This window comes from Paracoccus alkanivorans, assembly GCF_003697785.1.
In the GTDB taxonomy this organism is placed as follows: domain Bacteria; phylum Pseudomonadota; class Alphaproteobacteria; order Rhodobacterales; family Rhodobacteraceae; genus Paracoccus; species Paracoccus alkanivorans.
The window spans coordinates 785,576-810,190 of the sequence record NZ_QOKZ01000001.1 but is presented as its reverse complement, the minus strand read 5'-3'; the positions used below and the strand labels follow the sequence as shown (position 1 = coordinate 810,190).

Genomic DNA, 24,615 nt, shown 5'->3' with positions numbered 1-24,615 from the left:
TCAGTTAGATCAGGGCAAGTGACAGCGCGGGCACGAAGGTCACAAGCGCCAGGGCGACGATCAGCGCCAACATGAAGGGCCAGCCATCCTTCAGGAACTCTGTGATGGAGGTTCCCGTCAGATTACATGTCAGCAGCATGACCGTTCCCACAGGCGGCGTCAGGGTGCCGATCGCAAGGTTCAGGATCATGACGATACCGAAATGCACCGGATCGATCCCCAGATCGACCACGACCGGCTTCAGCAGTGGCACCAGAATGATAAGAAGCGCGTTGCCTTCGATGAACATCCCGAGAACCAGCAACGCAAGGTTCACCACCAGCAGAAAAAGCCAGGGATTCGATGTCAGTGCAGTGATCCAGTCGGCCAGTTCGACCCCTGCACGCTCCAGGGTGAAGATCCAGGCCAGAGCCGACGACATCATGATGACCAGCAGAACTGCGGCCGTCTGCCGGGCGGTCATGCTGAATGCTGCCGCCAGATCCCGTCCGTTCATTTCGCGATAAACAAAAAGCCCGATCAGGATGGTGATGACAGTGGCAACCGCGCCAGCCTCGGACGGGGTGAATACGCCAAAGCGGATACCGCCGATGATGACGGCCACGAGCAGGATCGCGGGCCATGCGCCGAGAACCGTGATCCCAGTTTCGCGTGCGGTAGGCCAGCTTTCCCGTGAAGGCGGCTGGCCCTCGCGCCGGGCGACGATATAAACAGCGGCGATCAAAAGCGCGGAGCAAAGCAGACCCGGCAAGATGCCCGCCACGAACATCGAGCCGATCGAAACATCGGCCACAAGACCATAGATGATCAGGGCAATGCCCGGCGGCAGGATAGGGGTGATCAGCGACGAAGCTGCCGTGATCGCGGCAGCGGTGCCGCGGCGATAGCCGGCCTTTTGCATGTTCGGAACCACCATGCGGCACATCATCGCGGCATCGGCAAGGTTCGAGGCGGAAATGCCGCCCATCAGGGTCGAGAGCATGACGTTGGTATGCCCGAGACCTCCGCGCAGGCGCCCGACAAGCAGATCAGCGAGCATCAACAGGCGCCCCGCGATCCCGGTGGTGCCAAGAAGCGTCCCGAGAAGCACGAAGAACGGGATCGCCAGCAAGGAGGTGTTCTGAGTCGGCGCAATCAGGCGCTGAATGCCGATTTGCAGGGGGATGTCAGCAAAGAATACGAAATAGGCAAGGATCGCCGCGAACATCGCCAGGTAGATCCGCATGTTCAACGCGAAAAGCGCGAACATCACGACGATGATGATGGCCCAGGTCATTTGTCTGCTCCCGTTGCATGCGCCTCTGCCATGACAAGGTCGATGACACTCTCGTCCTCGAATTTTTCGCGTCCCGTCAGAGCGGCGATCAGGCGTGCGAGCAGCACAATGGCGATGCCGGCGGCGCCGACGACCACGGCAATATCGATCCAGAACCACGAGATGCCCAGAAGCCGGGTCTGCTTGGTGATTGCGGATCGCGCCAGTTCCCAGCCCAGCCAGGACATTGCGATCAGCAGCCCCAGCGACAGAAAGCCGATTGTGAGCGCGATCACGTTGCGAAGGCGATCCGGCAGCGATGACATTACAACGTCGATCGTAAGATGTTCGCGGTGAAATTCACACCCGATAGCACCAAGAAGGACGATCCAGATCATCAGCAGGCCGGACAGTTCTTCCGTCCATTGAAACGGGGCGGCGAAAACATAGCGGGTAACCACCGAGGCTGCAGTGATTGCCACGAGCACAAGCACGAGCAATCCGGCCGCGGCTGATGCCACGCGTGACAGGATGTTCATGAAAGAGACCTCCGTGAGGGCCGGGATGACGGCAAGGCCATCCCGATACGGGTCAGATCATTGTTTGGCCGCGCTTTCGCCCGGTTTTGCGATCAAGGCCTGTATCTGCTCATACAGCCCGTCAGACCACTCCGGGAACTGCGCGTAGACGGCAGCGGCTTTCTCGCGGAAGGGCGCAAGATCGGGGCGAATGACCTCGACTCCGGCCGCCTCCATCTCAGCAAGGATCTGCTCATCGGACTCGCGTGCCAGTTCCTGGCTGTAAAGACCTGCTTCGCGGCCAGTCTCGTGCAGCATCTCGACCACGCCGGGATCAAGCGTATCGAAATAGGCCTGTCCGCCCAGCCACAGCGATGTGTTCTGCAGATAGTCGATCATCGACAGGTATTTGGCCTGTTCGTGCAGTTTTTGGCCGTAGAGGACAGCGAGCGGGTTTTCCACGCCGTCGATTACGCCTTGAGTCAGCGCCGGATAGACCTCGCCAAGCGGCATCGGCGTCGCCGTGCCGCCCATCGCCTCGATTGCCTTGACCTGCATCTCGTTGTTGGGCGTGCGGATCTTCAAGCCGTCAAGGTCATCGGGGGTGCGAACCGGCTTGGTCGTCAGCAGCTCTCTGGTGCCGTAGAGATAGTTCTTGATGACGATATGGATGCCCTGATCCTGCAGCGACTGTTCCTTTTCCTTGAACCAGTCGCTCTCGTAGATGTCGAACAGCGCATCGACATTCTCAGTCAGGTAAGGACCGAACAGAATGCCCAGATCGGGCTCGTAATCGGTCAGAAAGCCGACATCCGCGATGGTGATGACGTTCACTCCGGCCATGGCCTGCTCGATCACGTCCTGCTTTGATCCGAGCTGAGAGGAGGGGTAAAGTTCCAGCTTGACCTCACCGTTCGAGGCCTGATCCACCAGTTCGGCCCAGCGGTTCATGACCAGATCGGCAGGTTCACCGGGGTTGTTTTCATAAGCGACGCGGATCGTGGTTTCCTGCGCATAGGCAGTTCCGGCGATAACCGCAGCCGCAGCAACTCCGGCAAAGTAGGATAGAAATTTCATTTGATTCCTCCTGATGTGATGGGTGTGTTCCGCCGCTCCAGGGTGGGCGGCCATATTTCCGCCGGGGCATCTGCGCCGTCGCGGCTGGCAAGCCAGTCGGCAAGGGTTTTTCCCGAATGGTCGAAATGAGCGCCCAGAGCCGCCGTCAGTTCCTCGGGCCCGCGCTGATTGACAGCTGTGATGATCCGATTGTGTTGTTCGGCGGCAGTCGCGGTCGCGGGCGAATGTGACTTGCCAACCTCAAGATAGAAGCGCAGCGGGACCGACATGACGCGATACATCCGGCTCAACACGTCGTTATGGGCCGCGTCGATCATGGCGAGGTGAAATCGATAGTCCTGTTCGGCGGATGCCGCGGCCGTCATTGCAACGCCCATGGCCCGGTTGGCCTCATCCATCTTTTCGACATCTTCTGAAGTCGCGTTGCGGATGATGAGTGGCACGGCCCCGGATTCGACGATCCGGCGAAAATTCAGAACATCGACGAAGGTTTGCGACGAGGTGGCGAAGAACTGTGTAAACCCTTGGAACATAACGTCGAAGTCGGGCTTTGACACCTGTGGTCCACGCTTGGTCTTGCGCACCAGCTGAAACGCTTCGAGATGAATTATCGTCTCGCGTATGGTGTTGCGGGAAACGCCGAACCGCTCGGCCAATTCCCGCTCGGTCGGAAGGTAATCGCCGACCGTGTAATTCTCCATGATCTCGCGCCTAAGCGTTTCCCTGATCTCGTCGACTGCTGTGATACCGGCCATTGATTCCCCTCCTGTGGTTGGACCATAGGACCAAATAACCTAAATTGCAAGCGAGGTATGGCATCAAGGCAAGGTTGACTGATGCTATGCTGGTGTTTCGATCCACAGCCCATGATCGTCACGACTATCGGCCTGGAGTTACGCTGCATCGTCCGGTTCGGGCATCCGGTGCCCCGGCCTTCCGAACTGCTTCAACGCAGCCGGACCCGGATTCATCGGGTAAGTGCTGCGGTGCGGCCCGTCATATTCGATGCTTGCACCCCTCATGGGGCGCAAGCCTCGGCGATCGACAGGCTGTTCTCATACAGGTGATGCTTGGTGATCCGGCCATCTTCTACCGTAAGGCGCAGGGCAAACGGCCCTTCGAAGGATTTTCCCGTCGCCCGCACAGTTCCTGACAGATACCCCATCAGGACGGCATCAGCGCCATCGACAACGAGCGTGTCGATGGAAGCCCGCGCTTCATCGGGCACCGTGTGCTCCATCAATTCCGTGAATTGGGCCGCGCATTCTGCGGCGGTGGACCGTGGCCGGATCCACGGAACGGTCGGGTTCTCGGCAAGCACCCAGTCGACCTTTTCGGCAAACAGCAGCGTAAGGCGCCGGATGTCTCCGGCCAGGCGTGCCGCGAGAAACTCCTGCACGACGGCTCGCGTGGCTTCGGTTTGCGGATGATCGATTGCGCATTGAGTCATGATCTTTCTCCCTTCGGGAATTTGTTCAGCTGTGAGCGGGAGCGGGTTTCGGAGCTGCTCGCTGCTCGAAACCGGCAAAACCTGCGACGACCACGGCCTGTCCCAACAGGAAAAGCCAGCCCAGGGCGTTGGGCAGGATGATTCCCAGCAGTGGCAGAAGCAGGCTCGCCAGCACCCAGAGCCAGTTGCCCGCAATCACGGCAAACGCCCCCCATGCCGGGACATGTGGCTTCAACGACAGGGCAAGCATGAAGGCAGCGACCGGGAACAGGACCAGACCGGCCCAGAACAGCAGCGATACGGGAATTCGTGTCAGTGCGGCAGCCGGTTCCGGCGCAAGGACCAGAAGGCTGCCCATCATGACGCAGGTAAAGGCGTCGAGCCGCAAGAGAGTATGCAACGATGGGCGGTGATGTTCGTGAAACATGGTTATCTCCTTCGATCCGGTTCCGCCTTGCCGGAATGACAGGGCGATACCCGTTCATCGCGAATCGGCTGTCTTGAATCGATTACCTTGGAGGTAATTGTTCCCTTGCAATTCCCGCGTTAATCATCCGACCATGAACAGCATGACCGGCAATGCAGGGGAATTGTTGCGGCAATGGCGGCAAAGGCGCAGGCTCAGCCAGCTTGCGCTGGCGAGCGAGGCGGATATTTCCCAGCGTCATCTCAGTTTCCTGGAGTCGGGGCGGTCCCGGCCAAGCCGGGAGATGGTGTTGCATCTCGGCGAACGGCTCCAGATCCCGCTGCGCGAACGCAACATGATCCTGATCGCGGCGGGCCATGCCCCGCATTACCCGCATCGCGGGCTGGACGCGCCGGAACTCTCGGGGGTTCGCCGAATGATCGAGAGCGTTCTGCATGGCCATCTGCCGCATCCGGCACTGGCGGTGGATCGTCACTGGATGCTCATTTCAGCGAATTCGGCAGCCCGGAACCTGATGGCGAGGGCCGCGCCGCATCTTCTGGAGGGAGAGGTCAATGTTCTGCGGCTGAGCCTCCATCCCGAGGGGCTGGCGCCACGTATTCTCAACCTGGCGGAATGGCGATCCCACCTGCTGGCCCGGCTCGAGCACGACATCCGGCAATCGGCGGATGCAAGGCTGATCGCGCTTCGCGATGAACTCGCCGGCTTTCCTTTTCCGGTGAGCACCGAACCGGCCAGATCCGACCCGGCACGGGAAGGACGCATAGCGGTGCCGCTCAGGTTGAAAAGCGATGCGGGCCCGCTGGCTTTTCTCAGCACCACCACCGTTTTCGGGACAGCCACCGATGTGACGCTGTCTGAAGTAACGATCGAAGCATTCTTTCCGGCCGACGACAAAACAGCCTGTGCAATGCGCCAGTTTGGCGGTTGATCGCTCCCAAAACCATGACATTGATCAAGCCGTGCCAGCCGCATACGACGGCGACGCTGAAGGTAGATGTCAGCCGGTCGAAATCTGTCTCAATACTGCGGCGACGATCGCTTCCGGCCGATCCTCTTGGACGAGATGCCCGGAATCGGGAACCGGCACGCAGGGACGGTCAGAGATCAGGGCCGCCAATTCCTCGCCCTTTCCATAAGGAATCCACTCGTCCCGCTCGCCCCAGAGCACAGTGACGGGGCAATCCATGAAATCATAGAGCCCTTGGACCTCGTCGGTGTATCGCTGGTCCATCTGCGCAATCTGCCGATAGAAGGCAGGCTGACCAACGGGTCCGAGCCATGGGGTGCTGTAGATGTCGACCGCTTCGCTGGACAAGGGCTTGTGCGCTGCCGTCTGCAAATATGCCTTCAGGAGCGCGCGGTGCATGTAATCCGGCATTCCGGAAAATGCGGCCTCGTGTTTCCGGACATGCTGAACGAAGGGTGATCCCCAAGGAGCAAGAGCAACGGCATCGAAAATGGTGAGCGAGGCGTAACGCAATCCGTCCAGGTAATATGCCCGCAGTGCGGTTGCACCGCCGAAATCATGTGCCAGAACGTCGGGCCGGTCGAGCCCCCATTCCGCGAACAGCGCCGCGAGAACCTTGTTCTGCACTGCCAGGGACACGTCTTGGCCTTCTCTCATTTCGGATTGGCCATAGCCGGGCAGGTCAAAGAAATAGACGGTTCTTCGATCGGCGAGATGCGGCACGATCCTGCGCCAGACCTGCGAGGAAAATGGCGTGCCGTGAATGGCGACCAGTGGTGGCCCTTCTCCGCAGCTTCCCCATCTGACGGTGTTCCCGCCGATGCTCGACATGTTCGGTAACTCCAGCATGGCAATATTCGCATTGTCATTTAGCTAAGTAACGATATGATGGTAAGATGGATAGGTCAACACAGATCAAGGCGATGGCCAGTGAAACCCGGATGTCGATCCTCCGGTTATTGGCAGAGCCGAACAGGTATTTCGGCCATCAATGGTCAGCCGATCCGATGGAGTTCGGGGTCTGTATGACCATGATCGCGGAGGCACTAGCCGTCGCGCAACCGACGGCCAGCAGGCATCTGGACATCCTCAGGCAGGCCGGTTTCATTACGGTCCGGAAGTATCAGAAATGGTCATATTGCAAGCGCGATGAAAATGTCATTCGGGACTATCTCGAATGGCTGGGACGACAGCTTTCGGTGTAACGGGCCGGCTGATCATGCCGAAGGCGGATTGGCAAAACGGCCCCTGGGCTATTCCGGCAGATGCGGACGGCCCGAACCGGTATCGAGCGCAGCTTCGCAGCTTGCCTGCTCCGGACATTCAAATGGCCGTCCGCGAGTGATCTGAACAGGACGCCGCGCGGGCTACCCCAACGCGGCGAACCTTATCCAAACGGGCGCCACGTTTGCGCGCGAGGCCCGTTTTTCGTCATTTCTCCAGCATATGCGCGCGGTATTCGCCCTGACGTTCCAGCATCCAGCCGGGATATTCCGCCGGAAGCCTTGTCACCGCATCCAGCGCTACGAGATCCTCTTTGGTCAGGGACACCTGTGCCGCGCCGATATTGTCGGTAAGTTGATCAGTCCGTTTCGCGCCGATGATCACGCTAGTCACCGCGTCCTGATGCAACAACCAGGCCAATGCCACCTGAGCAACCGAGCAGTCATTGCTGGCTGCGATATTGCGCATTACCTCGATAGCGTCATAGGCGCGGTCCTTGCTGATTGGCGGGAAGTCGAAATTTGCGCGGCGTCCTTCCGCCGTTTTCCCTTCGCGGTCGTATTTTCCCGAAAGAAAGCCGCCGGCGAGGGGGCTCCAGACCATCAACCCGATGTTTTCTGATTTCAGCATTGGCATCACCTCCCGCTCGAGATCGCGGCCTGCCAACGTATAATAGGCTTGCAATGACACGACCGGCGCCAGTTTTCGCGCTTCGGCAATCCCTACCGCCTTGACGATCTGCCATGCGGCCCAATTGGAGAGGCCAAGGTAGCGGACATGCCCCTGCCGGACCAGCGCATCGAGCGCCTCCAATGTCTCGACCATCGGTGTCGCCGGGTCGAAGCCGTGGATCTGGTAGAGGTCGATATGGTCCAGTTGCAGCCGAGCGAGGCTGGCCTTCGCCTGGTCCAGGATATGCCCGCGTGAGGCCCCCCGTGCATTTGGGCCCTCACCCATCGGGCCAAGAACCTTGGTTGCGATCACCACATCCTCGCGGGCTACCCCCAGATTTTTCAATGACTGGCCAAGGATCCTCTCGCTTTGCCCGTTTGCGTAGATATTGGCCGTGTCGATAAAGTTGATACCCGCGTTCAGCGCGGTCCGGACGAGGCTGTCCGCTTCTTCCTGCTGAAGCTGGCCGATCTGGCCCCACATACCCTCCGAACCGCCGAAGGTCATGGTGCCGAGGCAAAGTTCGGAAACGAAAAGGCCACTATGGCCAAGGCGACGGTAACGCATGGATTCTGTCCTTTGATAAAATGCCGGTCCGGGTGACTGCGGCATGGTCTTATCTATGGGCAGACGGCTTGTGCGGGCCACGCCAATCCTCGCGAAATCCTGCCCGATCCTCTCATTTCGGGCGGATCGGCTCTGGCGCGGAAATGCCACCCGGCTATACTGAAATCATGGAAAAGACCTCACTGGGCAAGCTGAAAGCCAGCGCATTGGCGATCTGGCGCGATCACGGGCGCGAAACCCCGTTGCCGGGTTTGTCGGTGACTGTCGCCGAAGCTCCAACCGGCCCGTTTCATGGCGTTTACCGGCCTTCCCTCATCGTTGTGCTGCAAGGAGCCAAGATCAGCCGTCTCGGGGATCGCATCTTTCGTTACGATCAGGGGAAATGCCTGATTGCATCACTCGATGTTCCTATCCGGGCTGAAATCGTTACCGCGTCCCGAAACACCCCCTATATTGCCTTCGCTCTCAATATTGATCCCGCGGTCATCGCCGAACTGCTGCTGGAACTGGCACGCGATACGGCGCGGCCCGCGTCTGCGCCGGTCGCGCTTGGCGTTCATCAATTGCCCGGTGTTGTCATCGACCCGCTTGAGAGACTGCTGGCACTGGCCGGTCGACCGCGGGACATTCCGGTTCTGGCACCGATGATCCGGCGCGAAATCGTCTGGCAGCTTTTGAACAGTCCTCAGGGGACGATGCTGCGTCAGATCGGTCTGGCCGATAGCCGAATGGCCCGCATCGGCCGGTCGGTCGCATGGGTGCGCGACAATTTCACCAGCATGATCAGTGTTCCGCATCTTGCGGCACTGGCCGGGATGAGCCCGGCCACGTTCCATCGTCATTTCAAGGCCGCGACGGCGATGACCCCGATACAGTTCCAGAAGCAGCTGCGGCTGCAGGAAGCCCGGCGGCTACTTCTTCGCGACGGTGCGGATGTTGCGCAGGTGGGCTTTTCTATCGGCTATGAAAGCCCCTCGCAATTCAGCCGCGAGTATCGGCGCATGTTCGGTGCCCCGCCGGGCCGGGATGGAATCGAGATCCGCCGCTCCGTCGCCAGCGAAACCTACGCCTGACATCGCATCGCGATGCGGCCTTCAAGCTGCCGCCCTATCACAATCACGTCGCGGGCATTCCCGCATTGCACGATTTCTCCTGCCTGCGGATAACAGCTACCCTATAATGGTCATCGTGGCTCCCCTTCCAGAAGCTCCAGGGAGATGGCCGCCGCCATCGCCTCATTTCCTGCAGCGCTAGGATGCAGCCGATCCCCGCTGTCATAAGCAGGTTTCAGCCGCGACGCATCGTCCGGATCACGCAGAACGGCATCGAAATCAACCAGCCCATCGACCAGATCGGTTTTTCGCAGCCAGTCGTTGAACTCACGGCGAAGAGCATCTTTCCCGGCAGTCCAATATGTAGCTGCCATGGGTGTGCCGGGCAGGGCGCCACGAAATGGCGGGACGGTGCCCACGATCAGGCGCATGTCCCGAGCCTTGCTCTTCGCTGAAACAGCGGCAATGCCCGCCTGCAGACGTTCGAGTGTCATGGGTGTCTCGTCGGGAGCAAAGGACGAACCTGGCCAGGCGATATCGTTGGTGCCGATCAAAAGCACCACGGCATCAACTCCGGGCACGGCGAAAGCATCGCGGTCGATCCGTGCCAGAATGCTTTCTCCCATCCCGTTCGAGAGGAGCCTGCCGCCGGATATGCCGGCATTTATCACCGCGACACCTTCCGGGGCGAGCCGTCGGGACAGGAAATCCGGCCAGCGGACATCCTCGTTCAACGCCGCGCCATTGCCATCGGTGATGGAATCCCCAATCGCGACCACGACCATGTCGGCCGGACGGTCGGTCAGCACGTCGGAAAGAGTCACACGGGCGGTGATCTCTGCGTCGATCTGATCCTCATCAAGGACAAAGCCCGTTTCCCGCGCGTCCCAATGGAAATCCTCCGCGACCGCGCCCTCGCCATAACTCAGGGTGACAGAGATGCGTTGCCCGGCCTCGACCGGCAGCGCCACCGGGTCCGAGGTGATCCGCGCTCCCGGCGGTATGGTCACCTCGGACTTGCCACCGAAGAGGATCGGTAGTTCCTGCCCCTCCAGCGCGGCAGCTTTGCCGCCGAGCGCGATCATGGCCTCGTCAACAGGCAGGGGTTTGGTGCCGTAACTGTTCGACAGGGTGATGCGCAGGCTGTCCCCGCCCCATGCAAGGGTCAGTGGCTGGCGAATGGTTTGCCCGGCAATACTGTCGGGCAGTCCGGTGGGAAAGTCGAATTCGCTACTCCAGACGGCTTCCGGGCTTGCGGCCCAGGCCGGGGTCCATTCCTCTGAATGGACCGTTCCGGCGGATAAAGCGAAAAATAGCAAGGCGGTCGTTGCGGTGATCGGTTTCATCATTCTTCCCCGGATTTGAAGGTTGCGAGGGTCAGCAGCACGGCCAGCACCGGCATGACGGCGCCAAGCGGGAACAAGCTGCCAAGCCCCCATCCTGCCGCGATCGCGCTGCCGCCGATGGCTGCACCGATGGCATTGGCAAGGTTGAAGGCCGAGATGTTCAGGGTCGAGGCCAACTCCGCGCTTGCGCCTTGGGACTGGCGCAGCATGAAGGCCTGAAGCGGCGCGAGGGTCGAGAAGGCCGCAGCACCGAACAGGAAAAGTGAGACCATCGCCGCACCCGGATTACCCATGCCAAGACGCATGACCAATATCACCACCGCCAGCCCTGCCAATGTTCCCAGCAGTGCCGGGCGCAGCCCGCGATCTGCAAGGCGCCCGCCAAGGATGTTGCCCACCACGATACCCGCGCCGAACAACAGCAGGTATCGCGATACATGCGATGGGGAGACCTCGCTGATCCCGGTCAGGATCGGTGCGATATAGGTGAAGACCAGGAACACCCCGGCATAGCCGAGCGTAGTGGTGGCAAGCGCCAGTAACGGAGCGCCACACAGAAGCCGTGCAAGGCTGCGCCAGTTCGCCGGGGTTTCGCCACGGGTGCCGACGGGCAGCGACAATGCACTGGCGATCAGGGCCAGCAGACCGATACCGCTTACGCTCCAGAAGGTCGCGCGCCAGCCAAGCGCCTGGCCCAGCTCGGTGCCGAAGGGCAGACCCAGGACCGTTGCCAGCGTCAGGCCGGTAAAGACCAGCGCGATGGCTGAAGCCTTGCGCTCGGGCGGCACCAGGCTTTGCGCGACGACGGCGCCGACGCCAAAGAAGGTGCCATGGGCAAAGCCGCTGATGACACGCCCCAGCATCAGCAGCCCATAGCTCGGCGCGACGGCACAAAGAATATTGGCGAGGATGAATATCGCCATCAGAGCGAGGATCACGTTGCGATGCGGCAGGCGCGCCGTGGCAAGGGTCAGCAGCGGGCCGCCAAAGGTGACGCCAAGCGCATAGCCGCTGATCAGCAGGCCCGCCGATGGCACGCTGACCGAAAGCGATTGTGCCACCTCTACCAGCAATCCCATGATCACGAATTCGGTCAGGCCGATCCCGAAGGCGCCGATGCCAAGCGCGACAAGAGCCCAACGGGCTGCGCGCCCGGTCTCGATGCGCCCTGCAGTGAGAGTCGTTGTCATGATGTAAATCTCCACTTGTTCGGGAGGAAGATCGGCGCAGAAAACTTGAGAAGCCAGACGCTGAAAACTACAAGGATATGTGCCTGAAATTCACAGATGGACAATGCGAATGCGCGACACTAACCGGCTTGCGGAGATCGAAACCCTGCTGAGCGTCATCGCCGAGGGTAGTTTTTCTGCCGCCGCGCGGATGCGTGGGATGACGCCATCCGCGGTCTCCAAGATGATGGCCCGGCTCGAAGAGCGGTTGGGCGTGACGCTGTTGAAACGCTCCACCCGAAAGGTCCGGGTAACAGAGGAAGGCGCACGCTTCGCGCGACAAGGCCAGGCCATTCTGGAGGCGCTTGATGCGGCAGAGCACGAGGCAAGCTGCGGCCGGGTCGCGGGCACCGTGCGCATCGCCACCAGCGCCGCCTATGCTAACCATATCCTGGCGCCGATTCTTGGTGGATTGTTGCATGCCCATCCGGAGATCCGTATCGATCTGGTGATCGGCGATAATGTCAGCGATCTTTACGACCAGCCGATCGATCTGGCGGTGAGGGCGGGGCCCCTTGAGGACTCGAACCTCATGGCCCGTCACCTGGGCCGCAGCGAGATTGTCGAGGTCATGGCTCCACCCCGGGGCGATGATCCGCCGCCCTCGCTTCGGATCGGCTTTTCCTATGTCCGCCGTGACATGACATGGCGGGGCGGGGCACCGCGTCTGCAGGTGAATGACGGGGCGACCATCGCGGCCCTCGTTGCCGCGGGAGCCGGTGTCGCACGTGTCGGCCGCTTTACGATCGCTCGGGAACTGGCTGCAGGGACCGTTGTGCCTTGCGACCCGCATGCCGAACCGGTTTTCGAGGATTTTCATCTGCTCTATGTCGGGCGCGCGAGGACGCTTCCGCGCCGGGTTCAGGCCGTGCTGGATTATCTCGCCGGACATGGCCGTGTTGATCGGGCCGGCGCTGGATCGAATATCGTCGGGTAGGCCTTGGCAATGAACCTCCCGGCCCCTGAACGTCGGTCCTGATCCTGCCTTCTGCCGCGCCCCGACTTCGGTGCGTTGCCACCTTCAGCGCACGCCCCGTGTGATTGCTTGCAAAGATCGGAAACGCGGGACGAAGCGGAGGTTGCGGCGACTCCACCTGCTGTGCTTTTTGCGCCGATGTAAAGGAGAGCGAGCATGAGCGGTTTTCCTGATATTTCGGATGCTGAAGCCTTTCAGCGTTGGCGATCAGCAACGGAACTATTGTTGCCTTTGGTCAGGAAAATCGCTCGCAAGGCGCATGTTGGTGCTGTCTTCTCTATTCCCTTCAAGGCCGGTACATCTGTTGGCCGATTTGCCCGAGCTTTTGCGCGCAGCCGCTTCCGTGCCTCCACAAAATATGCAGCCCGCGATACCGACCGGGGACTGGGTTCCCAAAAAACTGCTCCTATCGCCAGCACCTGTTGGCTGGCGGCTCGCTGCAGCCATCGATTTCAGCGACGTGATGACGAGCTGGAGGGAGTATGATTTTCTGGGGCCGAGTACTTTCATATACGCGGGTGCTCCGGATCGTTTCCGGGGATTTCTGGAGGGGTCCGATCTGTCCTCGACAGATTATGATTCCGACATGCGTTGGAGGTTTAGCCCCTGATGATGCTTCATGGAGCGACCTGTCCAACATCGCTATCACGGACTGGCAGTCTTCGGCGGGGCAGTTGAAGGGCCTGGAGTGCCTAATCTGACCGGAGGTTTTTCAGGGCCTTGAATGAGATGAATGGCGGTTCGAACCATCTTATGGCAATGCGGTTTATCGTTGCTAACTTTCGCCGCGAACGCAAAATCTCGGCTACCCAGCCCAACGAAAAAATCGAGTTTCTAACGAGTTCTATACGATAGAAAGAAACGGGAAATTTGTTTTGACGATCTGTTCCAATTTCTTCCTTGGGATTTCCTCTATACGTTGTTTCTTCATCCTCCAGGGGGTGAGTGCCCCTGTGTCATTATAAGAGAAGTAACTTTGCAGGACCCAAATGGAAGGGTCGGAAAAGCTCATGAGTTTCCGGCCGACACCCGTATGCGACCACTGCATTATATTCTTCCTGCGATGACCAATCGCCTGCCCTGCCGCGTTATGCGGGAGAAACCGCCGCATAAATCTCGATTCCGAGATACCTTCCTTTGTAACCACAGGCCCACAAACCATCACATTCGGGAATGTGATGGCGAAAGGTCGGCGTTCGAGATCGAGATTCATCATCGACCATGCCTGCCGCAGACGTGAAATATAGTGGCAACCCACCGTGTCATCATCATCAAGCCGAAACTGGACGACAGATCTATGCTTGACGCCCAACTTTTTATAGGCCTGTTCAACCGCACGCCCCGAACTCATCACAGGCAAGCGAACGATCTCCAGAAACGGATATCGCTCGGACAAGCTCTTTAAACGGCTCCAATATTTTTCTGGTAATTCATCTGATGTGAGAGCAATAAACGCGAAGTTCTTGTCTGTCTGGGCGTCTAAGCCAGGGAGAGTTATCGCTTCGAAGGTTTCGAACCTATGTTCCAGGCGCTGCTCATCAAACAGCTTCTCGCGCAACGACTGAATTATTTCTTCTCCGGAGTCTTTCCCGACACCATTGAATGCTTTCCAATCCCCGTGACCGAGGAATGAGAATCTGCAAATTCCTACGATGTTCCTTCGCATGAGGGACTCCGGATATCTGCATGACCAAATCTATGCCAATTCTGCACAGTCTGCAAGAAAAGTATCGCTTAAATCCTCGTCAATCCCGAGTTAACGTCATAATCATTTCCCACCATCCGGAGCCATCGAAGCTGGGCGCGAGCAGCGATCCCATCCCGATGAACATGAAACCAATATCACCGCGCCGGTCAGGTCAACGGTTACAAGGGCTCTGCCGCACTCCCGGACAGCCTGCCGAAGGTTGAAGGGCTGTCTGACGATCGTAGAGCTATGATGCCGATTGCTCAGGGACGCCTTGAAAGGCAGAAACATACGCGCCTGCATTCCGGGCCGGAAGCCATGGGGCAAGCAGGACGGATACGGCAGGAGGCGATACAGGCAACGCAATCGCATCCGGATCATTGTTCGGCAGGCTGACGGATTGGCCACACATCGCAACAGGTTACGACAGGTGCCCCATGGAATTCGTGCCCGCCGTCGCCCTCGCTGCAATCGTAATATATTCGTTGGCCCGAGCCTATTCCCGCAGGTCGCGCTCGGTGCCCTCGTCGCCGGAGCCGATGTCGAGCAGGCTGCGTTCGGCGGAATCGCCATAGGTGGCCCAGTTGCGGTCCTCGCCGCAATCGGGAAGTTCGTCGGCGCGCCAGCTTAGATGCATATGTGCCTTGGCGATCATCAGCCCGGTGATCGGGGCGGTCATGAACAGGAACAGCGCGATCAGCAACTCATGCCAGCTGGGATGCTCCCCGAAAAAACCGAACCACGCGACCGAGGCCAGCAGGACACCACCGACGCCGAGTGTCGCGGCCTTGGTGGGGGCATGCAAGCGGGTCATCTGGTCGGGCAGCTTGACCAGCCCGTAAGAGCCGATCAGCCCGAAGATGCCACCGATGACCAGAAGGGCCGAGATAAGGATTTCCCCGAACATGTCCATTTCCGTTCCTCACTCGATCACATCGCCGCGCAGGATGAATTTCGCGTAAGCTACCGTCGAGACGAAGCCGACCATGGCGAAGAGCAGCATGATCTCGAAATACATCGTCGTATCGTACAGGATACCGAACAATGCGACCAATGCGATCATGTTGATGGTCATGGTATCCAGCGCGAGAACGCGGTCGCTGACGCCGGGGGCGACGACCACGCGATAGAGGCAGAATAACAATCCCAGGCCGAAACAGGCAAAGGCGAAATACAACGCATATTCGATCATTCGAAAATCTCCATCAGCCGGGCCTCGTAGCGGGACTTGATCTCTGCGATCACCGATTCCGGATCGGGGGCGTGCAGGCAATGCACCAGCAGTGCATGACCGTCCTGCGACAGATCGGCACTGACTGTCCCCGGGGTCAGGGTGATCGTGCTGGCCAATACGGTGATCGCCTCGGGAGAGCGCAGTTCCAGTGGGATGGTGATCCATGCCGGCTGCAGTTTGCGGTTCGGCTTGAACAGCACGATCATCGCGACCTGGATATTGGCCATGATGATATCCCAGATCACCAGGCCGATATAGGAAAGGATCTTGCCCGGATTGCTGAATTTCGCGCGATCGGGCCAGTAGGGCTCGGTCAGGGCGGGGATGGCGATGCTGAGGATGGTCGCGAAGACCAGGGAACCCCATGCAAAACGGTTCACCAGCAGCATCCAGATCAGTATCAGCAGTGCCGAGAGATAGGGATGGGGGAAGATACGGCGGATCATCGCGTGCCCTCCTGCTGCTGCAGCACGGATTCATAATAGAGCGCGGGCCGGGTCAGTTGATCGGCGGTCTGTTGCAAATATTCGGAGAGCGGTCCGGCAAAAACGGTCATGACCACACTGCCGGCCAGCAACCCGCCAACCGCCAGGAAGGCCAGCCATGGCGCTGCGGAATCGTCGACATCCTGGATCGGCTCGTCGGTTTCCAGCTTGGTCGGGATCGGGCCGGGCTCAGGGCGTTTATCCTCGTCGGTATCATTGCCCGGCTCGGGATCCAGCTCATGTGATTTCCAGAACAGGATCGAGCCCGCTCGGCCAAAGCCAACCAGCGAGATCAGCGAGGTGATCAGGATCGTAGCCCAGATCCCGGCCATCCACGGATCGTCGCCCGTGGCATCCAGAATCATCAGCTTGCCCAGAAAACCGGAAAGCGGTGGCAGTCCCACGACGGCGATGGCGGTCGCGAAGAACAGCGCCGAGACAAGGCCGGTATTGCGGATCGCCGGTCGCAGCCGCAACCAGAAATCGCCTCCGCGCCGGGCCGCGATCAGATCGACGGTAAGAAACAGTGCCGCGCCCGCCAGCGTCGAATGCAGCATGTAGTATAATCCCGCCGTCAGCCCTTCGGCATCGAAATGCGCGACCGAGATCATCAATGTGCCGATCGAGGCGATGGCGGCATAGGCCGCAAGCCGTGTCAGGCTGCGGGTGCCCAATACGCCGAGTTGTCCCAGAGTCAGTGTTATCAGCGCGGCGGGCAGCAGAAGGTCCGTGGCGATGGTTTCGACAATGGTGTCGCTTGGAAAGACCAGCGTGAAGAACCGGATGATCGCATAGACGCCGACCTTGGACATGATCGCGAACAATGCCGCGACCGGGCCGGGAGCGTTGGCATAGGTCGAAGGCAGCCAGAAATGCAGCGGGACGATGGCCGCCTTGATCGCGAATACCAGCATCAGCAGCACCGCGCCGGTTCGCAGAATCGCCGTATCCTCGGCGGGCATCATTGCCACCCGCTCGGCCATGTCGGCCATGTTCAGCGTGCCGGTCACCGAATAGAGCGTGCCGAGCGCCGCCAGGAACAGCGCCGATCCGGCGAGGTTATAGCTGATATACTGCACTCCGGCCCGCAGCCGCATCGGGCCGCCGCCATGGATCATCAGCCCATAGCTGGCAATCAGCAGGACCTCGAAGAAAACGAACAGGTTGAAGGCGTCGCCGGTCAGAAAAGCCCCGTTCAGCCCCATCAGCTGGAACAGCCAGAGCGAGTGGAAATGCCAGCCCTTGCGGTCCCAGCCAGACCCGATGCCGTAAAGCTGCACGATCACCGCGAGGATCGCGGTCAGGATCAGCATCAGCGCCGCCAGCCGGTCCAGCATCAGCACGATGCCGAAAGGCGCGGGCCAGTTGCCGAGGCGATAGACGAAGACCTCTCCGCCCGCCGCCATGACGTTCAGCTTGATGGCGACGACCAGTGTCAGCAGGCTGCCGATGACGCCGAAGACCCGCTGCTGCAGCAGGTCATGCCGCATCCACAGGATCATCAGCGGGCCGAGAATGGCGGGAACGAGAACCGGAGCAATCAGCCAGTGGGTCATGCGGTTTCGTCCTCGGGCTTGTCGTCGATGGTCCTCAGCGGCGGCATCACCCGGTCGTCCTGTGGCATGTTGATCCGGTCGTCACCGCTTTCGATGAAGGCGCCAAGCGCCATCATCACCACCACGGCGGTCATCCCGAAGGAAATCACGATCGCGGTCAGCACCAGCGCCTGCGGCAGCGGGTCCGTATATGCGGCATGTTCGCCATGTTCGCGCAGAATCGGCGGCAGGTTCACGACCAGCCGTCCGGTCACGAACAGGAAGGCATTGATCGCATAGGTGATCATCGTCATGCCCAGAACCACAGCGAAGGTCCGCAGCCGCAGGATAAGGTAGATCCCGGCCGCCATGCATGCTCCGATAGCGGTCGCGACGAGAAGCTCCATCACAGGGCTCCTTTCGGTTCTTCTTGTTCTTCGCTCAAATCGATATCCATCGGTTTCTCGTTCACCGTTTCCCCGGCCCGCCGGGCGATCCGGCTGAGCGAGTTCAGCGCCAGCATCACCGCACCGACGACGCAGAGGAATACGCCGAGGTCAAAGCCCATTGCCGTGGCCAGCTCGAATTTTTCCAGGAAGGGCAGCTTGAAATAGCCATAGGCCGAGGTCAGGAACGGCTTGCCGTTGAACCATGCCCCGATCCCGGTGACGCCCGCTGCCACCACGCCCGCACCGATCAACGCGTGATAGGGAATGGTCTGGCGGTCCTGCGCCCAGGCATAACCCGAAGCCATGTATTGCATCAGCAGCGCGATGGCGACGACAAGCCCGGCGATGAAACCGCCGCCCGGCTGGTTATGGCCGCGCAGGAAAATGAACAGGCCGACCATCAGCGAGAACGGCAGGATCACCCTTGTCGCGATCACCAGCATCAGCGGATGACGGTCGCCCGCGCGACGCTGATCGTGCACCCAGTTACGCAGCCGTGCCGAGGATTTGCCCTGCAACAAGGTCTGTGTCAGCGCGAATATGGCCAGCGCGGCGATGCCGAGAACGGTGATCTCGCCAAAGGTGTCATAGCCGCGGAAATCTACCAGGATGACATTCACGACATTGTCGCCACCCCCCAGTTTGTAGCTGTTTTCAAGCATGTAACCGGAAATAGTGTCAAAGGCGAAATCGCGCCGCAGGATCGCATAGCACAGCCCGCCGAATCCGATCCCCGCCAGCGTGGCGATGAAGGCGTCCCAGCCACGATTCACGGTGCTGGTCTCGATCAGCGTCCGTTTGGGCAGGAAATTCAGCGCAAGAAGCAGCAGGATCACGGTGACGATCTCGACCGAGATCTGGGTAAGCGCAAGGTCGGGGGCCGAGAAATAGGCGAAGAAGATCGAGGTGATCAGCCCGACGATGGCCACCAGCACCAGCGCCAGCAGGCGGACCCGGTGGAAGAACACCATGCAGCCCGTTGCCGTTATCGCTAGAAGCCAGCCGATGAAGGGCACAGGTTCGATCGGCAGCATCGGCCGCGTGACGGGGCCGGCGGAACCCGTGATCCACGCGAAGCCGCCTGCGATGAGCGAGGTGAGGGTGAAGAAGGCCAGCGCCCGCGGCATCGAGCCATTGGTCAGGGAATCGGTGATTGCGCGGGCCGCCCTGACGATGGCCAGAACCAGCCCGTCGAATATATCCTTCGCTTCGGGGCGCGGGGCGCTCTCCCACGCGGCAAGCAGGGGCTTGTGCAGATTCAGCAGCACGATCCCGCCCGCGATGGCGGTCATCGACATGATCAGCGCCGCGTTCACCCCGTGCCAGAGCGCGATATGCGAATGCGCCTCGTGCCCGGTGACGGCGCTGGCCGATATGTCGACCAGCCAGCCCGCCATGACATTCGGGAACAGCCCGATAAGCACCACCAGCACCGTCAGGAGCGCGGGACCCGCCCACATGCCGAAGCCCGGATCATGCGGATGATGCGGATAATCGTCCCGCTCGGGTCCGGTGAAGACGTGAAAGATGAAACGCAGCGAATAGCCGACAGAGAACACCGCCGCGACGGTCGCCACCACCATGAAGAACTGCCGCGCCAGCTCCAGGTGGCTGGCCTCGTAAAGCATCATCTCCTTGGACAGGAAACCGTTGAGCGGCGGGATCCCGGCCATGGACAGCGCCGCTATGGTGCCGATGGCGAAGCTGACCGGCATCAGCTTGCGCAGCCCGCCAAGCCGGGCGATGGAGCGCGTGCCCGCCTCGTGATCGATGATCCCGGCGGTCATGAACAGCGCGGCCTTGAAGGTGGCATGGTTGATGATATGGAAGACGGCGGCGATGGCGGCCTCTTCGGTGCCGAAACCCAGCAGCATGGTGATCAGCCCCAGGTGGCTGACCGTCGAGAATGCCAGCAGCGCCTTGAGATCGTCCTTGAACAGCGCGATCGCCGCACCGACCAGCATGGTGATCAGCCCTGTCGTGGCGACGATCCAGAACCATTCCGGCGTCCCCGACAGCACCGGCCAGAGCCGCGCCATCAAAAACAGTCCCGCCTTCACCATGGTGGCGCTGTGCAGATAGGCGCTGACGGGGGTGGGGGCAGCCATGGCATGCGGCAGCCAGAAATGGAACGGGAACTGCGCCGACTTGGTAAAGGCACCGATCAGGATCAGGATCAACGCAGGAAGGTAATAGGGGCTGGCCTGGATCGCGTCCTTCGCCTGCAGGATATCGCTGATGTCATAGCTGCCCGCGATCTGCCCGAGGATCAGCATCCCCGCGATCATCGCCAGTCCGCCCATGCCGGTGACAGCCAGCGCCATGCGCGCGCCCTGTCGCCCGGCGGGCAGATGCCGCCAATAGCCGATCAGCAGAAAGGAGGACAACGATGTCAGCTCCCAGAAAATCAGCAATAGCAGTATGTTGTCCGAAAGCACGATACCCATCATCGCGCCTTGGAACAGCATCAGATAGGTATAGAACTTGCCCACCGGGTCCTGCCGCGAGAGGTAAAAACGCGCATAGGTGATGATCAGCAATCCGATCCCCAGGATCAGCGTGCCGAACAGCACCGCCAGCCCGTCGATGCGGAAATTCGCATTGAGCTGGATCAGTGGCAGCCACTCGATACGAGCGGTGATCACCTCTCCCTGCATTATGGCGGGAACGTGCAGAAGCAGGCCCAAAAGCGCCACGAATGTCGCGGTTCCACAAGCTGTTGCTGCTACAGAGCGGCCGGAGCGAACCAGCAATCCGGGCAACAATGCCCCGATGAATGGCAGCAGGGCGATGAGGGCTGGCGACATCTGTCCTCGTTCCTGTTGGGCGTTTGCGCGTTCTTTTCCTGTGTCTTTCCAATCGGGAGCAGGGAGTCAAGCAATTGAGGTCGATATCAGCAACTCCCCCTAGCTGATGTTCCTGTTTCGTGCTAATCCTTGGAAAAACGGAAGGGGCAGGCATGCGTGTTCTGGGGATCGATCCCGGATTGAGGAATATGGGCTGGGGGGTGATTTCGGTCGACGGGCCACGGCTGCGGCACGTGGCGAACGGGGTTATCCGGACGGCGGGCGACGGTAGCGCGCAGGATTTGGGCGCGCGGCTCTCGGCACTGTTTCGCGGGTTGACAGAGGTGATCGCGGAATACCTGCCCGATGCGGCTGCGGTCGAGCATACCTTTGTCAACAAGGATGCGGCTGGCACGCTGAAACTGGGCCAGGCCCGCGGGATCGCCTTGCTGGCACCGGCAGAGGTGGGTATCGCGGTGGGGGAATATGCGCCCAACGCGGTCAAGAAAACCGTTGTCGGGGTAGGTCACGCCGGGAAGGAGCAGGTGCAGCACATGGTCCGGGTTCAATTGCCGGGAGTCGTGTTCAATGGACCGGACGCCGCCGATGCGCTGGCGATCGCGATCTGTCACGCTCACCATCTGCAGGGTCGGAAGCTGCGGGCGGTTGACCTGCGACGAGGTGTCGCATGATCGGACGCATTGCCGGGGTGATCCTGCATCGTGCCGCCGATCACGTGCTGATTGACGTGCGTGGGGTGGGATATATCGTCCATGTCAGCGAACGGACCGCGATGAATCTGCCTCCGGTGGGGCAGGCGGCTGCACTTTATACCGACCTGCTGGTGCGCGAGGATTTGCTGCAGCTTTTTGGCTTTCCGACGTTGCTGGAAAAGGAATGGCACCGGCTGCTGACCTCGGTGCAGGGTGTGGGGGCGAAAGTATCGCTGGCCGTCCTTGGCACGATCGGGGCCGAGGGACTGTCGCGGGCGATTGCACTGGGTGACTGGTCGGCGGTCCGCAAGGCGCAGGGCGTGGGGCCGAAACTGGCGCAGCGCATCGTTCTGGAGCTGAAGGACAAGGCTCCGGCGATCATGGCGCTTGGCGGTGACCTGACCGTTGATGCCGGGGGAGTTGTGGGCGGACCGGGCATCGAACCCGGCACACCTGCCGCCGATGCCCAGGCCCCTGCGGCCGGCGCCCCGGCGCAATCCGTTCCTAATGGCGGAGGAACGGCAAAGGCCGCCGCCGAGGCGTTGTCGGCACTGACCAATCTCGGTTATGCGCATTCAGAGGCAGCCGCTGCCGTGGCCGAAACGCAGGCGCGCGAAACCGGGGCCGATACATCCACATTGATCCGTGCGGCGCTCAGATCGCTTGCGCCGAAGGGATAGCATGAGCCAACCCGATCCCACCCTGCGCCCCGAACCGCTGGAAGGCGAGACCGAGGATCGCGCCCTGCGTCCGCAGGCGCTTGGCGATTTCGTCGGGCAGGCCGAGGCGCGCGCCAATCTGCGCGTCTTCATCGAAAGCGCGAAGATGCGCGGTAAGGCGATGGACCACACGCTGTTCTTTGGCCCGCCCGGCCTTGGCAAGACGACGCTGGCCCAGATCATGGCGCGCGAGCTGGGGGTGAATTTCCGCATGACATCCGGGCCGGTTCTGGCGCGGGCTGGCGACCTCGCGGCGATCCTGACCAATCTTGAGGCTCGCGACGTGCTGTTCATCGACGAGATCCACCGCATGAACCCCGCGGTGGAAGAGGTGCTTTACCCGGCGATGGAGGATTTCGAGCTGGACCTGGTGATCGGCGAGGGGCCGGCGGCGCGGACTGTGCGGATCGAGCTGCAGCCCTTTACTCTTGTCGGCGCGACGACACGGCTGGGCCTGTTGACGACGCCGCTCAGGGACCGCTTCGGCATCCCGACCCGGCTGCAATTCTACGAGGTCGAGGAACTTGACCATATCGTCCAGCGCGGCGCCCGGCTGATGGGGATCGAGGCCGAACAGGACGGTACACGTGAAATCGCCCGCCGCTCGCGCGGCACGCCCCGGATCGCTGGACGATTGCTGCGCCGGGTGATCGATTTCGCGCTGGTCGAGGGCGATGGCCGCCTGACCCGCGCCATTGCGGATGCGGCCCTGACACGGTTGGGGGTGGACGATATCGGACTCGATGGGGCTGATCGCCGCTACCTGAAGCTGATGGCGGACCATTATGGCGGCGGGCCTGTCGGGGTCGAGACCTTGGCCGCGGCGCTGTCGGAAAGCCGTGACGCGATCGAGGAGGTGATCGAGCCCTATCTGCTACAGCAAGGGTTGATCGCACGCACGCCTCGCGGCCGGCAGCTTGCGCCGCGTGCCTGGCGGCATCTGGGGCTGGCGGCGCCGGTCACGCCCGGACAGACGGATTTGTTCGAGGAGTGACACGGTTCGGAAGGGCCTTCGACTGATCCATCCCGGACATTCCGACGAAGACGGGAAATCAGGCGGCGCAGAGACAATTTGGTTGCCGATGGGGGTGATCAGTCAAGGATCGCGTCCACAACACGCAGAATCGACAGGACCTTGCCGCTGTCACTGCTCACACGTACCAGTTGTCCGTCAATGACGGCATAACGGTCGCCATCGGGAGGTATGCTGAGACCGTAGCGGCCCGGGCGCGTCACGACATGCACATCATTCCAATCAATGATGTCACCGACGCTGAGCTGAGTATCATCTGTCATGGTCTGTCCCGGAGGCGTGCAGGACGGGCTTTTACTGGCAAGACCGGGTGGACAGGTTTGCACTAGGAGGATCCGCCGCTTTGCACTGTCGTGCTTCACAGTAACATGATGCCGAGCCTGGTTCGACCTGGCATGGGCAGGAGGGTCTGCGAAACCGGAAACGGGCGGTATCGCAAGAAACAGACCCGCTATTGCCCCGATAATTCGGCGCTGCTGTCTCACGTCATGCTCCTTTGGTGCCTTTCGGCGGATCAACCGCTGTTGCAGGGCATGGTTCCGTCACGGATATGCGACTGGCCCGGTTTGCAGCGGCGGGCAATTGGCGGGGATCGGTTCAGTCAAGGATCTCGGATTGGCTGCGCAGGATAGACAGAACCTTGCCCGTCTTGGGGTTGATCCTGATCAGCTTGCCACCCGCGACGGCATATTTGCTGCCGGCGGGTTCGGGCCCCAAGCCATAAAGACCGGGATTGGTGATAATATGAACCTGATCGGGTGGGAGCGTATCTCCTACCCCGAAACCGGCCGATTCCGATCCCGCCGCCCCGGCGGCGAGGGATTGTTGTAACAGAGTCGTGTCAACGACACCGACCGTAAAAGCAGCCGCAGTCACGATGGTTGCAATGGTGCGAACATAACCCATCTGGAATTCCAGTCCTTGGCTTTTACTTGCTATCTGACTTCATCAGATAGGTAACTTCTCACGGGTCGACTGGTTCCATCGCTTTCCAATGCCCCGGGAGCAAGGCTCGTTACAAAGCGGTCCTGGCGACTTCGGGGCGGGTCATCCCGTTCCGAGAGGCGGAAGTTCATGCGCCTGCGAGACGGGCAGATCCGGCAATCGGGCAAGAACGGGCTTGCGGGGCGACGCCGTTCAATTTTTGCCAGGATGATGAGGGTATACATGGCAGTGCCCCGCTATCCACCTTTGATGAAAGGCCGCGTCAT

At 60.6% G+C, this 24,615-nt stretch carries 27 protein-coding genes and 1 pseudogene; 9 read left to right on the top strand and 19 right to left on the bottom strand.

Going from position 1 to position 24,615, the window contains the following annotated elements:
* Window positions 1-4: 4 nt before the first annotated feature.
* The 6 genes from C9E81_RS04035 to C9E81_RS04010 form a co-directional block, all read right to left on the bottom strand.
* Complete coding sequence (locus C9E81_RS04035) at window positions 5-1,276, bottom strand: TRAP transporter large permease (protein ID WP_122110991.1); 1,272 nt, start codon at window positions 1,274-1,276, stop codon at window positions 5-7.
* Window positions 1,273-1,794 carry a TRAP transporter small permease gene (locus C9E81_RS04030; RefSeq protein ID WP_122110990.1) on the bottom strand — a complete coding sequence of 174 codons (522 nt, stop codon included), beginning with the start codon at window positions 1,792-1,794 and terminating at the stop codon, window positions 1,273-1,275. The genes C9E81_RS04035 and C9E81_RS04030 overlap by 4 nt, the downstream gene beginning before the upstream one ends.
* A gap of 57 nt (window positions 1,795-1,851) precedes the next feature.
* Window positions 1,852-2,850: a C4-dicarboxylate TRAP transporter substrate-binding protein gene (locus tag C9E81_RS04025; RefSeq protein WP_122110989.1), complete on the bottom strand. Its 999-nt coding sequence runs from the start codon at window positions 2,848-2,850 to the stop codon at window positions 1,852-1,854.
* Window positions 2,847-3,605 (bottom strand): FadR/GntR family transcriptional regulator, encoded by a 759-nt coding sequence (locus C9E81_RS04020; RefSeq protein WP_122110988.1) that lies wholly within the window; start codon window positions 3,603-3,605, stop codon window positions 2,847-2,849. Before C9E81_RS04020 ends, C9E81_RS04025 begins: the two co-directional genes overlap by 4 nt.
* Window positions 3,606-3,868: 263 nt before the next feature.
* Window positions 3,869-4,300, bottom strand: a complete 432-nt coding sequence (locus tag C9E81_RS04015; protein ID WP_122110987.1) for a nuclear transport factor 2 family protein — start codon at window positions 4,298-4,300, stop codon at window positions 3,869-3,871.
* A 25-nt stretch (window positions 4,301-4,325) separates the two neighbouring features.
* Window positions 4,326-4,727: a hypothetical protein gene (locus C9E81_RS04010; protein WP_122110986.1), complete on the bottom strand. Its 402-nt coding sequence runs from the start codon at window positions 4,725-4,727 to the stop codon at window positions 4,326-4,328.
* A gap of 133 nt (window positions 4,728-4,860) precedes the next feature.
* Here C9E81_RS04010 and C9E81_RS04005 point away from each other — a divergent pair, with 133 nt between their 5' ends.
* Window positions 4,861-5,658 carry an MmyB family transcriptional regulator gene (locus C9E81_RS04005; protein ID WP_122110985.1) on the top strand — a complete coding sequence of 266 codons (798 nt, stop codon included), beginning with the start codon at window positions 4,861-4,863 and terminating at the stop codon, window positions 5,656-5,658.
* Between the two features lie 69 nt (window positions 5,659-5,727).
* On the opposite strand, the gene C9E81_RS04000 is transcribed toward C9E81_RS04005, so the two are convergent.
* Window positions 5,728-6,546, bottom strand: a complete 819-nt coding sequence (locus C9E81_RS04000) for an alpha/beta fold hydrolase (RefSeq protein ID WP_122110984.1) — start codon at window positions 6,544-6,546, stop codon at window positions 5,728-5,730.
* Between the two features lie 47 nt (window positions 6,547-6,593).
* On the opposite strand from C9E81_RS04000, the gene C9E81_RS03995 reads away from it, so the two are divergent.
* The gene (locus C9E81_RS03995) at window positions 6,594-6,902 is read left to right on the top strand and encodes an ArsR/SmtB family transcription factor (RefSeq protein WP_122110983.1); all 309 of its coding nucleotides are present in this window, start codon (window positions 6,594-6,596) and stop codon (window positions 6,900-6,902) included.
* 226 nt (window positions 6,903-7,128) lie between these two features.
* Here C9E81_RS03995 and C9E81_RS03990 read toward each other — a convergent pair whose 3' ends face one another.
* Window positions 7,129-8,160: an aldo/keto reductase gene (locus C9E81_RS03990; protein WP_122110982.1), complete on the bottom strand. Its 1,032-nt coding sequence runs from the start codon at window positions 8,158-8,160 to the stop codon at window positions 7,129-7,131.
* Window positions 8,161-8,327: 167 nt separating this feature from the next.
* On the opposite strand from C9E81_RS03990, the gene C9E81_RS03985 reads away from it, so the two are divergent.
* A complete protein-coding gene (locus tag C9E81_RS03985; protein WP_122111162.1) occupies window positions 8,328-9,233 on the top strand; it encodes an AraC family transcriptional regulator in 906 nt (301 codons plus the stop codon).
* A 110-nt stretch (window positions 9,234-9,343) separates the two neighbouring features.
* Here C9E81_RS03985 and C9E81_RS03980 read toward each other — a convergent pair whose 3' ends face one another.
* Both C9E81_RS03980 and C9E81_RS03975 read right to left on the bottom strand, forming a co-directional pair.
* Complete coding sequence (locus C9E81_RS03980) at window positions 9,344-10,558, bottom strand: SGNH/GDSL hydrolase family protein (RefSeq protein WP_166461809.1); 1,215 nt, start codon at window positions 10,556-10,558, stop codon at window positions 9,344-9,346.
* Window positions 10,558-11,748, bottom strand: coding sequence for an MFS transporter (locus tag C9E81_RS03975; protein ID WP_122110981.1), 1,191 nt, complete (start codon window positions 11,746-11,748; stop codon window positions 10,558-10,560). Before C9E81_RS03975 ends, C9E81_RS03980 begins: the two co-directional genes overlap by 1 nt.
* A gap of 109 nt (window positions 11,749-11,857) precedes the next feature.
* Between C9E81_RS03975 and C9E81_RS03970 the strand changes: the two genes are divergently transcribed.
* Window positions 11,858-12,724, top strand: coding sequence for a LysR family transcriptional regulator (locus C9E81_RS03970; RefSeq protein ID WP_166461808.1), 867 nt, complete (start codon window positions 11,858-11,860; stop codon window positions 12,722-12,724).
* Between the two features lie 195 nt (window positions 12,725-12,919).
* Window positions 12,920-13,249, top strand: a complete 330-nt coding sequence (locus C9E81_RS22645; RefSeq protein WP_147457553.1) for a hypothetical protein — start codon at window positions 12,920-12,922, stop codon at window positions 13,247-13,249.
* A gap of 358 nt (window positions 13,250-13,607) precedes the next feature.
* On the opposite strand, the gene C9E81_RS03960 is transcribed toward C9E81_RS22645, so the two are convergent.
* Window positions 13,608-14,429: a glycosyltransferase gene (locus tag C9E81_RS03960; RefSeq protein ID WP_122110978.1), complete on the bottom strand. Its 822-nt coding sequence runs from the start codon at window positions 14,427-14,429 to the stop codon at window positions 13,608-13,610.
* Between the two features lie 183 nt (window positions 14,430-14,612).
* Here C9E81_RS03960 and C9E81_RS23215 point away from each other — a divergent pair.
* Window positions 14,613-14,938, top strand: a pseudogene (locus C9E81_RS23215) (IS5/IS1182 family transposase); the annotation flags it as partial.
* 8 nt (window positions 14,939-14,946) lie between these two features.
* On the opposite strand, the gene C9E81_RS03955 reads toward C9E81_RS23215, so the two are convergent.
* Genes C9E81_RS03955 through C9E81_RS03930 form a run of 6 tightly spaced genes read right to left on the bottom strand, consistent with a single transcriptional unit; the run spans window position 14,947 to window position 20,960 of the window.
* Window positions 14,947-15,357: a Na+/H+ antiporter subunit G gene (locus C9E81_RS03955; protein WP_208021077.1), complete on the bottom strand. Its 411-nt coding sequence runs from the start codon at window positions 15,355-15,357 to the stop codon at window positions 14,947-14,949.
* Between the two features lie 15 nt (window positions 15,358-15,372).
* On the bottom strand, window positions 15,373-15,642 hold the full coding sequence (locus C9E81_RS03950; protein WP_122110976.1) for a K+/H+ antiporter subunit F: 270 nt from the start codon (window positions 15,640-15,642) through the stop codon (window positions 15,373-15,375).
* A complete protein-coding gene (locus C9E81_RS03945; protein WP_122110975.1) occupies window positions 15,639-16,130 on the bottom strand; it encodes a Na+/H+ antiporter subunit E in 492 nt (163 codons plus the stop codon). The genes C9E81_RS03950 and C9E81_RS03945 overlap by 4 nt, the downstream gene beginning before the upstream one ends.
* The gene (locus C9E81_RS03940; RefSeq protein WP_122110974.1) at window positions 16,127-17,725 is read right to left on the bottom strand and encodes a monovalent cation/H+ antiporter subunit D; all 1,599 of its coding nucleotides are present in this window, start codon (window positions 17,723-17,725) and stop codon (window positions 16,127-16,129) included. Before C9E81_RS03940 ends, C9E81_RS03945 begins: the two co-directional genes overlap by 4 nt.
* Window positions 17,722-18,111 (bottom strand): Na+/H+ antiporter subunit C, encoded by a 390-nt coding sequence (locus tag C9E81_RS03935; RefSeq protein WP_122110973.1) that lies wholly within the window; start codon window positions 18,109-18,111, stop codon window positions 17,722-17,724. Before C9E81_RS03935 ends, C9E81_RS03940 begins: the two co-directional genes overlap by 4 nt.
* Entirely contained in the window at window positions 18,111-20,960 is a 2,850-nt protein-coding gene (locus tag C9E81_RS03930) for a monovalent cation/H+ antiporter subunit A (RefSeq protein ID WP_122110972.1), read from the bottom strand. Before C9E81_RS03930 ends, C9E81_RS03935 begins: the two co-directional genes overlap by 1 nt.
* 152 nt (window positions 20,961-21,112) lie before the next feature.
* On the opposite strand from C9E81_RS03930, the gene ruvC reads away from it, so the two are divergent.
* From ruvC to ruvB, 3 genes are read left to right on the top strand one after another with little or no spacing between them, the layout of a single operon-like run.
* A complete protein-coding gene (ruvC, locus tag C9E81_RS03925) occupies window positions 21,113-21,631 on the top strand; it encodes a crossover junction endodeoxyribonuclease RuvC (RefSeq protein ID WP_122110971.1) in 519 nt (172 codons plus the stop codon).
* Window positions 21,628-22,332: a Holliday junction branch migration protein RuvA gene (gene ruvA / locus C9E81_RS03920; RefSeq protein ID WP_122110970.1), complete on the top strand. Its 705-nt coding sequence runs from the start codon at window positions 21,628-21,630 to the stop codon at window positions 22,330-22,332. The genes ruvC and ruvA overlap by 4 nt, the downstream gene beginning before the upstream one ends.
* Before the next feature lies 1 nt (window position 22,333).
* Complete coding sequence (gene ruvB, locus C9E81_RS03915; RefSeq protein ID WP_122110969.1) at window positions 22,334-23,365, top strand: Holliday junction branch migration DNA helicase RuvB; 1,032 nt, start codon at window positions 22,334-22,336, stop codon at window positions 23,363-23,365.
* 98 nt (window positions 23,366-23,463) lie between these two features.
* Here the strand turns inward: ruvB and C9E81_RS03910 are convergent, their stop codons facing one another.
* Together C9E81_RS03910 and C9E81_RS03905 are read right to left on the bottom strand one after the other, a co-directional pair.
* Window positions 23,464-23,667: an RcnB family protein gene (locus C9E81_RS03910; protein ID WP_122110968.1), complete on the bottom strand. Its 204-nt coding sequence runs from the start codon at window positions 23,665-23,667 to the stop codon at window positions 23,464-23,466.
* Between the two features lie 334 nt (window positions 23,668-24,001).
* Window positions 24,002-24,310: a hypothetical protein gene (locus tag C9E81_RS03905; RefSeq protein ID WP_122110967.1), complete on the bottom strand. Its 309-nt coding sequence runs from the start codon at window positions 24,308-24,310 to the stop codon at window positions 24,002-24,004.
* Window positions 24,311-24,615: the final 305 nt, after the last annotated feature.

Bases quoted from the DNA above. Each gene is read 5' to 3' on its own strand.
- C9E81_RS03945 (WP_122110975.1), bottom strand. From the start codon at position 16,130: ATGATCCGCCGTATCTTCCCCCATCCCTATCTCTCGGCACTGCTGATA.
- ruvA (WP_122110970.1), top strand. From the start codon at position 21,628: ATGATCGGACGCATTGCCGGGGTGATCCTGCATCGTGCCGCCGATCAC.
- C9E81_RS03995 (WP_122110983.1), top strand. From the start codon at position 6,594: ATGGATAGGTCAACACAGATCAAGGCGATGGCCAGTGAAACCCGGATG.
- C9E81_RS03930 (WP_122110972.1), bottom strand. From the start codon at position 20,960: ATGTCGCCAGCCCTCATCGCCCTGCTGCCATTCATCGGGGCATTGTTG.
- C9E81_RS03905 (WP_122110967.1), bottom strand. From the start codon at position 24,310: ATGGGTTATGTTCGCACCATTGCAACCATCGTGACTGCGGCTGCTTTT.
- C9E81_RS04035 (WP_122110991.1), bottom strand. From the start codon at position 1,276: ATGACCTGGGCCATCATCATCGTCGTGATGTTCGCGCTTTTCGCGTTG.
- C9E81_RS22645 (WP_147457553.1), top strand. From the start codon at position 12,920: ATGAGCGGTTTTCCTGATATTTCGGATGCTGAAGCCTTTCAGCGTTGG.
- C9E81_RS03950 (WP_122110976.1), bottom strand. From the start codon at position 15,642: ATGATCGAATATGCGTTGTATTTCGCCTTTGCCTGTTTCGGCCTGGGA.
- ruvC (WP_122110971.1), top strand. From the start codon at position 21,113: ATGCGTGTTCTGGGGATCGATCCCGGATTGAGGAATATGGGCTGGGGG.
- C9E81_RS04025 (WP_122110989.1), bottom strand. From the start codon at position 2,850: ATGAAATTTCTATCCTACTTTGCCGGAGTTGCTGCGGCTGCGGTTATC.
- C9E81_RS03940 (WP_122110974.1), bottom strand. From the start codon at position 17,725: ATGACCCACTGGCTGATTGCTCCGGTTCTCGTTCCCGCCATTCTCGGC.
- C9E81_RS03985 (WP_122111162.1), top strand. From the start codon at position 8,328: ATGGAAAAGACCTCACTGGGCAAGCTGAAAGCCAGCGCATTGGCGATC.
- C9E81_RS04030 (WP_122110990.1), bottom strand. From the start codon at position 1,794: ATGAACATCCTGTCACGCGTGGCATCAGCCGCGGCCGGATTGCTCGTG.
- C9E81_RS03980 (WP_166461809.1), bottom strand. From the start codon at position 10,558: ATGAAACCGATCACCGCAACGACCGCCTTGCTATTTTTCGCTTTATCC.
- C9E81_RS03990 (WP_122110982.1), bottom strand. From the start codon at position 8,160: ATGCGTTACCGTCGCCTTGGCCATAGTGGCCTTTTCGTTTCCGAACTT.
- C9E81_RS04015 (WP_122110987.1), bottom strand. From the start codon at position 4,300: ATGACTCAATGCGCAATCGATCATCCGCAAACCGAAGCCACGCGAGCC.
- C9E81_RS03955 (WP_208021077.1), bottom strand. From the start codon at position 15,357: ATGTTCGGGGAAATCCTTATCTCGGCCCTTCTGGTCATCGGTGGCATC.
- C9E81_RS03975 (WP_122110981.1), bottom strand. From the start codon at position 11,748: ATGACAACGACTCTCACTGCAGGGCGCATCGAGACCGGGCGCGCAGCC.
- C9E81_RS04010 (WP_122110986.1), bottom strand. From the start codon at position 4,727: ATGTTTCACGAACATCACCGCCCATCGTTGCATACTCTCTTGCGGCTC.
- C9E81_RS03970 (WP_166461808.1), top strand. From the start codon at position 11,858: ATGCGCGACACTAACCGGCTTGCGGAGATCGAAACCCTGCTGAGCGTC.
- C9E81_RS03910 (WP_122110968.1), bottom strand. From the start codon at position 23,667: ATGACAGATGATACTCAGCTCAGCGTCGGTGACATCATTGATTGGAAT.
- C9E81_RS04005 (WP_122110985.1), top strand. From the start codon at position 4,861: ATGAACAGCATGACCGGCAATGCAGGGGAATTGTTGCGGCAATGGCGG.
- ruvB (WP_122110969.1), top strand. From the start codon at position 22,334: ATGAGCCAACCCGATCCCACCCTGCGCCCCGAACCGCTGGAAGGCGAG.
- C9E81_RS03960 (WP_122110978.1), bottom strand. From the start codon at position 14,429: ATGCGAAGGAACATCGTAGGAATTTGCAGATTCTCATTCCTCGGTCAC.
- C9E81_RS03935 (WP_122110973.1), bottom strand. From the start codon at position 18,111: ATGGAGCTTCTCGTCGCGACCGCTATCGGAGCATGCATGGCGGCCGGG.
- C9E81_RS04020 (WP_122110988.1), bottom strand. From the start codon at position 3,605: ATGGCCGGTATCACAGCAGTCGACGAGATCAGGGAAACGCTTAGGCGC.
- C9E81_RS04000 (WP_122110984.1), bottom strand. From the start codon at position 6,546: ATGCTGGAGTTACCGAACATGTCGAGCATCGGCGGGAACACCGTCAGA.